This is a genomic window from Gracilibacillus sp. JCM 18860 (assembly GCF_055395245.1).
Map to the genome: position 1 here is coordinate 2,552,079 of NZ_AP043868.1, position 14,698 is coordinate 2,566,776.

At 36.2% G+C, this 14,698-nt stretch carries 12 protein-coding genes; 9 read left to right on the forward strand and 3 right to left on the reverse strand.

Annotation, left to right across the window (positions count from 1 at the left end; genetic code table 11):
* Positions 1–234: 234 nt before the first annotated feature.
* Entirely contained in the window at positions 235–1,143 is a 909-nt protein-coding gene (locus ACZ5R4_RS12880) for a site-specific integrase (protein ID WP_054860779.1), read from the forward strand.
* Between the two features lie 53 nt (positions 1,144–1,196).
* Here ACZ5R4_RS12880 and ACZ5R4_RS12885 read toward each other — a convergent pair whose 3' ends face one another.
* Together ACZ5R4_RS12885 and ACZ5R4_RS12890 are read right to left on the reverse strand one after the other, a co-directional pair.
* Positions 1,197–2,987 carry a hypothetical protein gene (locus tag ACZ5R4_RS12885; RefSeq protein ID WP_464367457.1) on the reverse strand — a complete coding sequence of 597 codons (1,791 nt, stop codon included), beginning with the start codon at positions 2,985–2,987 and terminating at the stop codon, positions 1,197–1,199.
* A gap of 21 nt (positions 2,988–3,008) precedes the next feature.
* Positions 3,009–3,929, reverse strand: a complete 921-nt coding sequence (locus ACZ5R4_RS12890; RefSeq protein WP_464367458.1) for a D-alanyl-D-alanine carboxypeptidase family protein — start codon at positions 3,927–3,929, stop codon at positions 3,009–3,011.
* Positions 3,930–4,436: 507 nt separating this feature from the next.
* Here ACZ5R4_RS12890 and vanR point away from each other — a divergent pair.
* From vanR to ACZ5R4_RS12915, 5 genes are all read left to right on the forward strand, one after another.
* The gene (gene vanR, locus ACZ5R4_RS12895) at positions 4,437–5,144 is read left to right on the forward strand and encodes a VanR-ABDEGLN family response regulator transcription factor (protein WP_464367459.1); all 708 of its coding nucleotides are present in this window, start codon (positions 4,437–4,439) and stop codon (positions 5,142–5,144) included.
* Positions 5,137–6,240, forward strand: coding sequence for a sensor histidine kinase (locus tag ACZ5R4_RS12900; protein WP_464367460.1), 1,104 nt, complete (start codon positions 5,137–5,139; stop codon positions 6,238–6,240). The genes vanR and ACZ5R4_RS12900 overlap by 8 nt, the downstream gene beginning before the upstream one ends.
* A gap of 566 nt (positions 6,241–6,806) precedes the next feature.
* A complete protein-coding gene (locus ACZ5R4_RS12905; protein WP_464368492.1) occupies positions 6,807–7,694 on the forward strand; it encodes a lysostaphin resistance A-like protein in 888 nt (295 codons plus the stop codon).
* Positions 7,695–7,855: 161 nt separating this feature from the next.
* Positions 7,856–8,542 (forward strand): response regulator, encoded by a 687-nt coding sequence (locus ACZ5R4_RS12910; protein WP_054860783.1) that lies wholly within the window; start codon positions 7,856–7,858, stop codon positions 8,540–8,542.
* Complete coding sequence (locus ACZ5R4_RS12915) at positions 8,539–10,401, forward strand: sensor histidine kinase (RefSeq protein WP_464367461.1); 1,863 nt, start codon at positions 8,539–8,541, stop codon at positions 10,399–10,401. Before ACZ5R4_RS12910 ends, ACZ5R4_RS12915 begins: the two co-directional genes overlap by 4 nt.
* A 255-nt stretch (positions 10,402–10,656) precedes the next feature.
* Here the strand turns inward: ACZ5R4_RS12915 and ACZ5R4_RS12920 are convergent, their stop codons facing one another.
* Positions 10,657–11,463 carry an SDR family NAD(P)-dependent oxidoreductase gene (locus tag ACZ5R4_RS12920; RefSeq protein ID WP_464367462.1) on the reverse strand — a complete coding sequence of 269 codons (807 nt, stop codon included), beginning with the start codon at positions 11,461–11,463 and terminating at the stop codon, positions 10,657–10,659.
* Positions 11,464–11,697: 234 nt separating this feature from the next.
* Here ACZ5R4_RS12920 and ACZ5R4_RS12925 point away from each other — a divergent pair, with 234 nt between their 5' ends.
* The 3 genes from ACZ5R4_RS12925 (at position 11,698) to ACZ5R4_RS12935 (ending at position 14,653) form a co-directional block, all read left to right on the forward strand.
* Complete coding sequence (locus tag ACZ5R4_RS12925; RefSeq protein ID WP_464367463.1) at positions 11,698–12,537, forward strand: helix-turn-helix transcriptional regulator; 840 nt, start codon at positions 11,698–11,700, stop codon at positions 12,535–12,537.
* Between the two features lie 415 nt (positions 12,538–12,952).
* A complete protein-coding gene (locus ACZ5R4_RS12930) occupies positions 12,953–13,684 on the forward strand; it encodes an N-acetylmuramoyl-L-alanine amidase family protein (RefSeq protein WP_109983472.1) in 732 nt (243 codons plus the stop codon).
* Between the two features lie 153 nt (positions 13,685–13,837).
* Complete coding sequence (locus tag ACZ5R4_RS12935) at positions 13,838–14,653, forward strand: polysaccharide deacetylase family protein (RefSeq protein WP_464367464.1); 816 nt, start codon at positions 13,838–13,840, stop codon at positions 14,651–14,653.
* The last annotated feature ends 45 nt before the right edge of the window (positions 14,654–14,698 follow it).

Sequence of the window (14,698 nt, forward strand, 5' to 3'; positions counted from 1 at the left end):
ATATAATATAAAGTAGTATAGCGCTGATCGTTTACAACCTTTTTTTTAAAAAAATTCACATGGCTGTTTACTAGATATATGGATGAATAATATAAAATTTTTACGCATCCTAATTTAATTAGAACCTTTCTGAAACGAAACACCTATAAACATTTATGCACTTTTCATGGAATAATAGTTGTAGTAAGATAATAAAGAAGTAGGGTGCGTAAAATTTGAAAGGTGTTGCATATAATGAACTATGCTTCTTATATCGATCGCTATTTACTAAACATAGAACATAATGAAAAAAAACCTGGAACGATTAAACAATATAGATCTGATCTCCAGCAATTCATTTCGTGGTTTGATTCATCTACAGTGGAAGATCTTTTTCATATAGACACTACCCAAATCGCATCTTATGCGGAGTACCTAAAGAAAAAAAAATTTCATGATGCAACGATCAAGCGACATCTATATGTCATCCATGGATTCTTGAACTTTCATCATATTCAAATTGACCAATCAATTAAACATACAGAAACCTACCGCACTTCACCTTTACAAACTAGTGATTTCATATCTATTAAGGAAATGAATACATTACTCCAATCCATGCAGCGACCGATCCAATCTTCTGCAAGAGATACACTCATTCATCGGAATATGGCCATTGTGCAACTCATTCGATATAAAGGACTTCGTCCTAAAGAAATATCATCTATCAATATGCATATGGTAAACCTTGCGCAATCTATTATGGAATTTGAAGTGGATGACCAACAAATCATCTATCAGTTATCAGGAAAACCCATCCAATATATTCGTGAATATTACCAATCGATCGATCCACAAATACGACCAAAATGGAAATCTGACGAACCATTATTTGTTTCTTTTAACAATCGAAGCAAAGACTATCAATACGATTATGAAAACAATCAACCCAAACGGTTATCTGCTAGGAGTATACAAGAAATGATTAAAGACGAGGTACAGCTGGCGGGCCTTAGAAAAATCTCTGCCAAGCATTTGAGAAATAGTTGTATCCTGGATCATTTATTGAGCGGACAAAGGGATGAAGATATTCAACGATATTTTCATTTAACGCACCCCTTTTCATTACGACGATATAAACAATATCTACAGCGTTACAATTAGAACATTCAATATATTAAAAGTCCATAATGCAATTAGAAAACGCCATCCCTTCTTTAGGATGGCGTTTTCCTTAGATGATAGATAGGAAAGGTCTTAAATATTTCTTTTTCCTCATCGGTTAATTGATCAAAATGGAAACTAAATTCCATTTCATTCCCCATCAAGAGAAAATAACCACACAGTGTAAATACATCATCTGTATTATTTTTTCTCTGTAGAATTTCTTTTTTTTCTTCCGAAGAAAACGAACGAAGTCGCTTCACCACTTGCATATGATTTATGAAATCGAACTCGTTGCTATTATCATAGGATCGAATATGTCGAAAAACTTCCTCAACCATACGTAAAATATCCTTATTTTTATTCGTTTGTTGATCATAATAAGTAACAAATTCTAATAAATGATTGGTCGTATTTATTTTTGACATTTCTGAATAGTAGTCAATGGAAAGATAAGAACTTTTTACATCGTCTAAGTGGAAATTCGCCATCGAAAATAGATCATTCACTTTATTACATGTATAAGGACTTATAATAGCTTTCTCTCCCCCGCCATCTTCATTTTGAGCAAGGAATTCGACTTGTTTAGTTAATGACTTCCAATCACATCCATTTATGATGATAACTTCTTTTTGATTCTTGTAAAAGGCAAACAACAATATATTTTTATCGGCAATACGTATTTTGATAAAACCGGTTTGCTTCACACGAATACCAATGTAATTATTTTTTAAAAATATTTGTTTTAATAGTTCAATATCACGATCATCATCTTTGGATAATTCTTCCCTAGGTACATCAAACGAAACGTTTAGTTTTTCAAAGACTTGGATTGTTTCTTTCAGTGAATCTATATGCGCTGGTAATTTTTTGACTAATGAAGAATGGTTATGATTCAACTCCAAAACATGTCCACTAACTTCTATCTCTTTTCGTTTGGAGATGCGAAGCATAAACTGACAATCTTTTAATCTTTCTTTAAAGGTACCCCGTTCCTTAAAATGTATTTTCACTTGTAGGTGTACACCATCCATCTCTACTACTTCCATCCGAAAACTTCGTCCAAACTTTATTAACTCCCTATCTTTTCTTATCTCTCGCGAAACATCTGTGTAAACCACTTTATTGTTGATACCTACCGTAACACCAACTTCTTTAACTAAACTAGTTATCTTTCCTTTTTGAACGGGTATATCAATAGAGGTTGTAGTATCTCCTATGGTAAAATCCACCTGTTGATACAAATAAGCATCATAGTTTAAAAAAGCATCTTGAGAATCTATATTGGAAGGAATAACAAAACGAAAACGACCAGGATCGTTTTCATTGAAAATTATATCTTTAGCCATCACATTTTGCGATTGCATCCTACTATGTATTAAAAAGAATCGACATAGCGCAGTTAAATGTTGACCTGTTGTAGGCAAATAGGTAAATGTATGATTAATACTTTTTTGAGTACCCATTTCTTTTAAAATTTGTTTTAAGTCAAACGGTAATAAAGAAGCATAGTAAATTTTTGTATTCACAGGGTCTGTAAATTCCACCACAAAAAAAATGACCCCACCATCTTTATAATAATTTTTTAGATCATCTTTATGAAGTCGATATTTAATCGTATCCCCTTGTAAATTTCGCACTTCTTCACCTTTTACTTGGATAGGAACTTTACCCTCTAAATTTGATTTCTTATAGGTATTATTTTTCCCTAATTCGCGATAAACAAAAATCTCCCCATCCCAACAGGGGGTTTTATCATTTTCGTTGAGTTCGTATGCTTTGAGTAAAGGATTAAAAAATAAGTTTTGTTTTAGTGCATGTACGCCAATACCTTCTGTATCCATTTACCACACCTCTGTGCCACGTTATTTCATCTTGCCTCGAATAGACTTAATTTTTGTATACAGCTTCAGCGTATCCGCTATTTGCTTATTATCTGGATGACTAATGTCTTCTAAAGGAGCTCCCATGACGATACTTATATATTCACGGCCATCTACCAACCCAAGTGTTGCCCAGCATTGTCCAGCTTCATCCATTGTACCTGACTTTCCACCAATAATTTCAAAGCCATTTTGCTCATCTTTATTAAGGGACGTAAGAACAGTGGATTTTAACAGAATTCCATCAGGATGGTGTGTAGTTGACGTTGTTAGAAATGTCTCTTTCGTAAAAATCGCTTTAAAATGTTCATTATTTAATGCATAATCTAAAAGCTTGCCCATGTCAGAAGCTGTCGTATACTGATCTTTATTATGGAGACCTTCTGGATTAGTAAAATGTGTGCTATTCAATCCTAGTTCAACAGCTTTGTCATTCATCATTTGAACAAAACCTTCCACACTTCCTGCCACATGAATAGCTAGAGAGTTAGCTGCTTCGGCACCAGAGGGTAACATCGTGCCATATAACAGGTCTCGATATGTTACTGATTCCCCAGCATTAAAACCCGCCATCGAAGCATTGTTTGCAAACATTTCACTTTGTGTTTCTGTATCTATAGGAGCAATTGTAGATAAGTCGTCAATATGCTCAAGTGCTACCATCGTTGTCATGATCTTTGTGAGCGATGCAGGATATGTCTTAGATTGCGGATTCTTTTCATAAATCACATCTCCTGTTTCTCTATCAAACACATAAATATATTGACTGGCGTATTCTTCTGTACTAAAAAAGGGGAAATCCTTCTTTACATTTAGGTTCGCTTTATCTCCCACTCTAAATATTACGAACACTACAACAGTAATGATCAGTAATATTTTTACAATCGCTAAAAACCTTCTCATATCGGCTCTTCCTTTCACTAACTTAATTCACTTAATTATTTATAACAAATAATTTATTTTCCTACTATTTTCAATTAAAAATCATTGCTTGTATACTTCAATCGTACTAAAACAAAGAGTTTTGTTCTTTTGTTTTTCTTCAAGGAACCTATAAGATTTTATTAATAAATTCTTACGAAATTCTTACGAAGTACTTGGCAATGCGGCAGGAAAAGGGCAGTTAATCACGCATTTAGTCAAAGGAAATTATTAGTTTCTCAGGTTGTTGACTATAATTAATTGGTAATGCTAGTATAATCTCATGAACCTTACTTAGATAAGTTTTAATAGGAAATTGGCAATACTTCAATAGGTGATGAACTCGCTAATAGTACGAGGCTGTGGAAGGGAATTCCCCCCTGCTCATGTTAGTGAAAATGGGCAGTAATACTACCTGCCAGAACTCCATGTCCAGTCTCGAATATACCAATGAAAATTTATATAAAATGAACAATGAAGGGTGAGAGAATGCCAACAAATGTTTTGGTTGTAGAGGATGAAACGGAAATTGCAAATTTAATTGAAGTATACCTTACTAATGAAGGCTTTAGCGTACAAAGATACTCTAACGGAAGGGATGCATTAAAATGTATCCAAACTACTGCTTTTGATTTAGCTTTACTAGATATTATGTTGCCAGAAATAGATGGTTTTACGCTCTGTCAGCGTATTAGAGAAAACTATCATTACCCTGTTATCATGCTCACCGCAAAAATAGAGGATATCGATAAAATTACTGGCCTAACTCTTGGTGCAGATGATTACATTACGAAGCCTTTTAACCCATTGGAAATGGTCGCCCGGGTAAAAGCTCAATTAAGAAGGTACAAGCGATATAACCATACAGAAGCAAACGAAAACATAGAGTCGGCCAATCCAGAAATGTATGATTTTGCAGGATTGTACATCAACAAAGTCAATCATAAATGTTTCCTATACGGCAAAGAACTGCCCCTCACACCTCTTGAATTTTCTATTTTATGGTACTTATGTGAAAACAAAGGAAAGGTCGTTTCATCTGAAGAGCTATTCGAAGCCGTTTGGGGAGAAAATTACTTAGATAACAATAACACGGTGATGGCCCATATTGGCCGTTTACGAGAAAAAATGAACGAGAAGGCTAGAAATCCAAAATTTATTAAAACAGTGTGGGGAGTTGGCTACACCATTGAATAATCAAAATTCAAGCTATTCAGGAAAAGACTTAAAAAGAGCCATCATTTATAAATTCTTTTTAATGGTGGTTTTGTTCACAGTCGGCTTAGTGTTAACTTTTTTATTCGTAGAATTCGTGCTATCCATGTTCACCTGGTATGCTGACAATTTTGTATATGATGTTCTGCTCAGTCCGATTAATGAGAATCGTATTTTGTTTCTTTCTTTTTGTTGGATTGTCGGGTTTATCATCATTGTGTTAATCAGTTGGAAAAGAATTATTTATTATTTTGATACCATTATAGAAGCAAGTAATGAATTGGCTTCCTCGAATGAGGATCTCATTAGATTACCGCGAGAACTTAAACAGGTGGAGGAGCAAATGAATCAAATTAAACAAAGCTCGATTAAGAATGATAGGTTAGCAAAGGAAGCAGAGCAAAGGAAAAATGACTTAATCGTCTATCTTGCCCATGATTTAAAAACACCACTCACCTCAGTTATTGGCTATTTAACCCTGCTTAATGATGAACAGGAGATCTCAAACGAGCTACGCCAAAAATACACGTCCATTTCATTAGATAAAGCAATTCGTTTAGAAGATTTAATTAATGAATTTTTTGAAATCACTCGTTTTAACTTAAGCAAATTAACGCTTGAGCTAAGTCAAGTGAATGTCATTAGAATGTTTGAGCAATTAACCTTTGAGTTTCAACCACTGCTTAATGAAAAAAAACTAGCATTTCAGCTCATCTCTCCTGACAAGCTTGATATAAAATGTGATGTAGGTAAAATGGAGCGTGTGTTTGATAATATTATCCGAAATGCAGTCAGCTATAGTTTCCCAGATAGTACTATCACAATTGAAATTAAAGAGGAAAGCAAGGGCATTAGCATTCGGTTCGAAAATGAAGGATATACCATCCCTGAAGAAAAAGTAAACCGTATTTTTGAGCAATTTTACCGCTTAGATTCCTCACGGGGAACCAATACAGGCGGTGCTGGACTAGGACTTGCTATTGCAAAGGAAATTGTGGAACTCCATCAGGGAACCATTTCTGTTTCGAGCTCAGATGACAAAGTTGTATTTATCATTTATCTTCCAACCCTTTCGTAAGAATTTTGTAAGAAAGTAAAGAGAAAATCATTTGTTTCCTTTTATAAAATACGTAAGAAGAACACTTTCTAGCTTGGTATGATATACCTGACAAGCTAGAAAGTGTTTTTCTATTTGTAAACGAATGCCCGATTTTCAGTATCTAAACGATAATTGCTATGCTCTGAACTTGAAGAAGTCAGGACCATAATCCAAATCGCTGTTAAGGTAATCTCGAACAGTTGCATTATCTTTTAATATAATACCTCTACCTGTGTTCCAACCATCAATTTAAATAGTATCTACGAAAAAATAAGTTGCTGTGTATACCATCTTTATCAGCACCCTTCATTAATATTTTTGTTAGACTAATGGCTAATTACATTCACTACATAACGGGAGCTATTATTTAATAATCTTTCACTGAGTCATAACCATAAAGGAAATGTTGCTTTCTCTGGAAAAAACAGACCAGTATGTGAAGTAATATAGTTCGTGAAACTTTAGGTAAAGTGAAACGTAACTCTATAAAGGTAGCAACAGGAGCCAAAATGATTTGCAATCAATGGAGGAGAGGTTGGTTAATTATGATAAGTTATTATCCAAAAGCGGGGAAGCTAATTGGCGGAATAAGCATTTTAGTCATTTTGCTCTCCTCACTTTGGCTTATAGGAATTGGAGAGACTAACATTCGTTACAGTGGGGATCATGAAGGAACGATGCCTTTTTGGAACAGGTGGATACCTGCTATTATTGGTATACTCCTTATTCATTTCTTACCGTTTCATCATAAAAATTATCTCCCTCTTCAATCGTCTGAACAAAGGCACATCAAGCTACAAGGTGTTGTCTTATTCTTGAGTGGCTCCCTCTTCACGATTAGTCTTCTCATCACAAGCTTGGAAGGAATGGCGTTCCAATGGTTATATATGATATCTAAAATATTCCTTTTATTGTTCATTCCATTCATCCTTCTTTTGTTTGATCAAGGCAACCGCAGGAAAGAGCACCCTAAAACTGTAAAACCCATAAAAAGTAGATGGTATTGGCTCACACCGCTTACAGTCATCATAATATGGGGTTACTTCCACTTCTTTTTTGTATTCTCCACCCCATTTGATTCAACAGAAGTGGATCCAACAATTTTAATCTCCGCTTTACTTGTAGGGTTTCTGATTAATAGTGTACTGGAAGAGCTTTTTTATAGGATATGGTTGCAAACACGCTTAGAATTATTACTAGGTACTTGGCCGGCGATTCTTGCTACATCGCTCTTATGGGCGAGCTGGCATATTGCAGTACACAGCTCTGGTCATTGGGATGTGGATATAGCTACGGTCATGGTGAACCATGGTGTCATAGGTCTATTCCTTGGTTACCTGTGGGCTCGTTTCCGCAGAGTGTGGGTATTGATTATTGTCCATGGATTCATGAATGCACACCCACTGCAACTCATGGAGATTTTATTCCGTTAAATTTAGGAGCCCTGCCAATAATCTATATTTCTTTTGTTTTTGGATAAAATATATTGTCAACATATAATAGAGGGTTTATCACGAAAATCTTCACCTCATCTTTACATCGTTATGATAAGCTATCATTAACTCTAACCTATTCGGCATTGTGAGGGTGAAAAATGCAAAAAAATATATTAATTGTAGAAGATGAAGACATTTTACGGGAAATCGTGAAAGATTACTTAATGGATGAAGGATATAACGTATTAGAAGCAGTAGACGGAAACGAGGCTTTGGCGATATTTGAAGAAAAGGAAATACATTTAATCATCCTGGATATTATGCTACCAGAGTTGGATGGATGGTCTGTCTGCAAACGAGTTCGCAAAACATCTAATGTGCCTATTATTATGTTGACAGCTCGTTCGGATGAAGATGATACGTTACTTGGATTTGAGTTAGGAGCAGATGATTATGTGACAAAGCCATACAGTCCGCCCATTTTATTAGCAAGAGTAAAGCGATTAATCCAAAGTCGATATGCTCAGGATGGTAAGTTACCAAGTGAATACCATTTAATGATTAATGGTATTCATGTTCATTTCCCTACACGTACCGTGACAGTAAACGAGGAACAGATAAGCTTGACATACACAGAGTTTGAAATATTAGCCTATTTAATGCAAAACCAGGGAGTTATTATAACGAGAGAGCAACTAATCATGAAGATTTGGGGATACGAATTTGCGGGGGATGATCGCACCATCAACAGTCATATTCGTAATTTACGTCATAAATTAGGTCATAAAGCAAATAGTATTGTAACGGTTATTCGAGCTGGTTACAAATTTGAGGGCACAGCATGAGGATAGGAATTGTATTAAAACTATTTATGCTGACAACATTATTATGTATGCTGATTTTGGTCATTATGTATATTGGACAAACGATATTCTTTAAGCAATACTATGCTAGCCAAAAGGTAGAGGAAATAAATACGAGTATTGAATCTTTTGAGAAAGAGTACTTAAAGGCTGAAGGAGACGTCCAAGCAATCAAACAGCTAGAGCAGGGTTTTCAACAAGAGCATACGACATGGATTACCACATTAGATAGTGTGGGGAATATTAAATACGCCAACGACTTCTCTGTAGAAATAGATTTAGATTCCTCCGAATATGAGAATTTCTCTAATCGTACCATCCACGTCCCATTGTATAGCTTTATTGATTTAGAAGAGCTAGATAGGTTAAAATTCAATTTAGAACAAGTAGAGGATATTTTCATTGATGGAATAATCATAGATAATACCGTCGTTCCTGCGATCTTAACAGGAAAGAACAGAAATGTTGTATTGGAGAATAGGCTTCTGTCCGAGGAGTTATATGGTCAAAGAACGGAAATAGAACCTGTTCCAGAAGAGAGCTCAACGAGAAACATTAAAAAATCACAATTACCAGCAGAAGAGTTATTGGACCAAAAACCGGAAACAGAACCTTCTCCAGTAGAAAGCTCACAGATATTTTTAAAAGGACGAATTACGGATTTACAATTACCAGTTGGCTCCACTATTTATACCAATCGTCTGTTTATAGAAAAAATAAAACAATTTCAAGTTAAATTACTATTAGATAAAATTGACATTAGCCATGCTCAAACAATGGATTATGAGGAAAATAATATTCAATACAAGCTCTTTATCAGACCTATCACCGATACGACTGGCGACACTAGTTATATTTTTGCGATGACGTCATTACAGCCGGTTGATGAAGCTGTTCAAATGCTGGAGGATTATTATCTTTACCTCGTTCTATTTGTGCTACTTCTTATTGTCCTAGCATCCTTTTATTATTCCAAAAAAATAGCCAAACCATTGTTACAAATAAATGATACGACAAACAAGATAGCAAGCTTAGATTTTTCAGAGAGCATACCGATTCGATCTAAGGATGAGATTGGGACACTATCCAATAATATTAATACACTTTCTACTAAGCTGCATTCTTACATTGATCAATTGCAACAGGATATAGAGAAAGAAAAACAACTCGAAAGCATACGAAAAGAATTTATTTCCGGAGTCTCCCATGAATTAAAGACACCTTTAAGCATTATGAAGAGCTGTATCTCCATAATCGAAGACGGTGTCGCCAGTGATAAAAAAGATTATTATTTTCATGCATTGAAAAAAGAAGTCGATAAAATGGATTTGCTTATCGTAGATATGCTTGAATTAGCAAAATTCGAATCTGGTACGTATAAAATGGAAATGGATGTCTTTCCTATTGACGAGAGCATTGCATATATTTGTGAGCAATTAGCTTTAGAGATTGAGAACAAACAATTACATGTCCATCAACACCGTTCCAATAATAAGGTATTTGCCAATCAAAATCGAATAGAGCAAGTTTTAACGAACTTTATTACCAATGCCATTCGTCACACCCCAGATAATCAACATATTTTTATTTCAACGATCGAAGACAATGGGCGCGTAAAAGTATGTGTAGAAAATAACGGGGCTCCTATCGCACAGGAGCAGTTAGATAAAATATGGGATCGTTTTTATCGTGGAGATACATCTCGCAATCGTGCGCAGGGTGGAACAGGATTAGGGCTTGCTATTTCAAAGAACATTTTAGAGCTACATGGTGCAGAGTACGGTGTATCCAATACAGAAGATGGTGTGATGTTTTTCTTCTATTTAGATAAAAAAGAATGAAAAGAGCTTGTCCGAGTGATGCCCCCACAAAGTGAGCGTTTTTCTTATGCAGCTAATTGGCTGGTTCGAGTTCGGCATTGAATGAATATAAACCAGCCAATTTTACTTATACACGTGTTATAATGCGATCCTTTATTTGAATGAATGATGGTGCTTTCACATCTTAATAATCACCAATGCTTGATTTAATAGCTATTTTAAGCGCCCGTTGTAATTATTTTTGAATGGAAAAGTATTGTAAAAACACACATACACTTACCCATTATTAATGTTTTTAGGTGTTACCATTCTTTCCATAATCAGGGCTACCCTACGCCTACTAAACAATCGGAGCATTTGAGCCATAAAGTAATTCATTCGTCCATCGACACTATAATTGCGTCCTTGATCAATTCCGCGAAATCCAACCTGTACAACCTTTTCCGGGGTCGAGAGCTTTGACCCAGCAGCCAAGTCTTTGCTTCCAACTACATCGAAAAAACCCGTATCTGTTGCACCAGGGCACAGTGCGAGTACTCGTATTCCTCGTTCACGTACTTCCGCCCAAAGAGCCTCAGAGAAGGATAATACAAAGGCTTTGGTAGCTCCATAAACAGCCGAATAAGCAACAGGCATAAATGCCGCCATCGAAGCCACGTTAACGATTACTCCATCCTTACGCTCCAACATATTGGGCAGAAAACGATGTACAAGGTCTACTAGGGCAGCCGTATTCAGCATAATTTCTTCCTGCTCGCGCTCTGAGTTTATTTCCTCGAAACGCCCGTAAGTTCCAAATCCTGCATTATTGATGAGAATATCAACCGACAATCCAAGTTCGGAAATTTGATCAGCCAGTAAACGCGGGGCGTCCGCTTCAGACAAATCGTAGGTCAACGCATAAGCTTGCACGCCGTATTGGCGGTTGATTTCTCTAGCGATTGCTTCCAGTTTATCCTTGGATCGTGCTACTAGTACTACATGACAACCTCGTGACGCTAGTTGTTGTGCATATACCTTCCCAATTCCGGATGAAGCGCCAGTGATTACAGCTAACTTATTTCTATATTCATACTTTTTCAAGATAAAAACCTCCTACTACCTTCTAAGTCACGGATTATCTTTATCGTATCAACATTAGAGGTTGACAGCCACATCATGTTTATACTATTAATAAGACTAATAGCTTCCACCCCATTATCCTCGCTTTTGTGGTAATAAACTTCAAAAGAGATTATAATAATTTTTAACAAAGTGTTTTAGATTCATATGTTTCATTGCGATGTCTATACTTCTCATAAATTGGAGGTGACATGTATGACAACCAATCGTTTCTCATCCACCTTGGGTGAATTCATTAAATCACGTAGAGAACGTTTACAGCCTGCTGATGTAGGGATAAAACCACTTCAAGGTCGAAGACGCACCCCAGGGCTTCGAAGAGAAGAGGTCTCATATCTCGCTAATTTAAGTGTGACTTATTATTCTTGGCTAGAGCAAGGCAGGGGGGTAAATCCTTCACCAGAAGTGTTGCTGAATATTAGCAACGCGTTGATGTTAGATGATGACGAACAGAAGCATCTGTTTGATCTAGCCAATGTAGATCCAGCAAGTGCAGGTGTTGAAGTAGATAGTAGAAAACCCGACACCGATTTTTTGCAAACAACCGTCGATCAATTACATTATCCTTCTTTCGTGACAGGCGAGGGTACGGATGTAATCGCTTGGAATAAGGCGGCTGAACTGATTATAGCTGATTTCGGTAGCCTGCCAGAAAGCGAACGGTATATGATGAACATTATGTTTTGTAATTCGGAATACCGCCAAAGATTGGTCAATTGGGAAGAATACGCCAGATACAGCACTGCGATGTTGCGGGCAAACTTACACCATTTTAAAGATAAACCATTATATATGGAACGAATTGAACGGTTGAGGCAAAAAAGTAAGGAGTTTGTTCATTTCTTTGAATTTTATGAAATCAAGCAAAAACGGGTCGCAACTGCTTTATTTCGTCTTCCGGACGGGCAGGAGATGGAGTTTGTCGTTCACTCTGCTTCTGTTGTCGATAACGACCCAAACCTGCACTGGTGTTTCTACGTTCCAGTACATGGGTCAGGCACCGAGGAGAGATTGTCATGTCTACTAAGGACATAGGGAGCGAGTTGCGGACAATTTCATTCTATTACAGAAGTACCACCCTAAAAAGACGAGAAGTGATAACCTCATCTAAAAAGTATCTTTCTAGTTTTTTCCCTTGTATCTAACCAATTCATTATCCTTTAATTTCTTTTCTCCATATTATAAATTTACAAAGAAGCATCGGGAACAATCCCGATGTTTCTTTGTATTTCCACCACGTTTATCCGTATCCCATATTACTATTAGCAAAACTCTTATAATTGCTATTCCGCAAATTCCCTAAATAACATATATCCTGAGAACGGACAAACGCTCACAGATCTTGCCTATTTCAAAATTTTTATTTGATATTGTTATGATCTGCACCTAATCTTCACCTCTCTCTATTAATTTTTAAATAGAACAAAAAAGAGAGGAAAGATTTACGATGATGTTACGACAAATTAATAGAAAAACAAAAATATGGCTTATCCTATTGGTTCTTTTTCCACTGCTAATCGTATCAGCCTGCGCGAGCAATCCTGACAATCAACACAAGGATAGTGCTACTCCTAACAAGGACAAGGAAAACACTAAAAGTAGTGATACCGCTTTTAAGGTTGTCATTGATCCTGGACATGGTGGTAAGGATAACGGGGCAACAGGTGCTAGTGGCCAGTATGAAAAGAATTTCACTTTAAGCTTGTCCAAAAAGGTGCAAAAGCTGTTGGAGGACGAGCCACAAATAGAAGTTTTAATGACAAGAACCGATGATAGTTTTCTTTCACAAGAAAGTCGAGACAGACCGAAATATGCCAACAAGCAAGATGCGGATGTATTTCTATCTATTCATGGTAACACTTTTTCCGATTCCACTGTCTCGGGAACAGAAACGTTTTATTATCATAAACATTCCCGCCAATTGGCTCAGATCATACAGAAGCATGTAGTGGAAGCCACTGAATTTAGAGATAGAGGGATTAAAAAGGAAGAACTATTTGTTGTAAAAGATACGAATATGCCAGCTGCTTTAATAGAAGTAGGCTATATGACGAATCCTCAGGAAGAATCCAAAATGTGGACTGACGAATTTCAATCACGTGTTGCCACTTCCATAGTTAAAGGGATTAAAGAATATAGAGAAAAATCAGAAGAACAAGGCATTTTGGAATGGATTTCTTAGCAATATCTAAAGTTTTCTGATAGGCCATCCCACAAAAAGGATGGCTTTTACTTTTTCATTTTTAGTTTAATTCCATTTCAGATTTATCGCTTTTTTCGTTCATTATATTAATCTTTCAACAAGCACAAAAACAAAGAGAATCGAGGTCTTACCATGAAAAAGCCTATACTATTTATTTTCCTTGCCTGTTTGGTTATTCTTTATGCCTGTCAAAGTGATTTTGATGGTGATCGAAGGGAATCAAGGATAAATAATTCTGCGATTACAACTCCTAACAAAAAAGCAGAATCTGATAATCAAACATCCTTAAAATCTAACCATTCACAAGAAAATACTAAAAAGACTGTCTACTTAACCTTTGATGACGGCCCTACTGCTGCAACATCTGAGATTTTAGCTGCTTTACACCAATTTCATGCTACGGCGACCTTTTTCATGCTAGAACCTTCCATGAAGGAATCACCAGAAGTCGTTGAACAAATCGTAGAGGAAGGTCATGCTGTCGGGTTACATGGTGTGACCCATGACATCTACCATTTTTATCAATCAGAACAAGCTGCCCTGGAAGAAATGACCACCGCTCAGAAGACACTTCAACATATAACTGGGGTCCAGTCCAATCTGATTCGAACACCATATGGTAGTGTTCCGTATTTAACGGAATCATTTCGGAAGGTTTTAGACAGCAATGGATTTAAAGTGTGGGATTGGAATGTAGACAGCAGTGATTGGTCTTTATCTGATGAAGAATATGTAGATTCGGTGATTGGACAAATAGAAAAGTTAGATAAAGCCGGAGTAACACCTATAATTCTGATGCATGATAAACAAAATACAGCCGACCATTTGTCTATTCTATTAACCTATCTATCAGAACATGGATTTCAGGCTAGAAAAATCGAAGAAGATATACAACCATATAACTTTAATTGTTATCAACGTTGTCACCGACTATCTACACAAAAGTGAGAAAAATAAGCAATCGAAGAGAAGTCTAAAACCGTCATTTGTGGT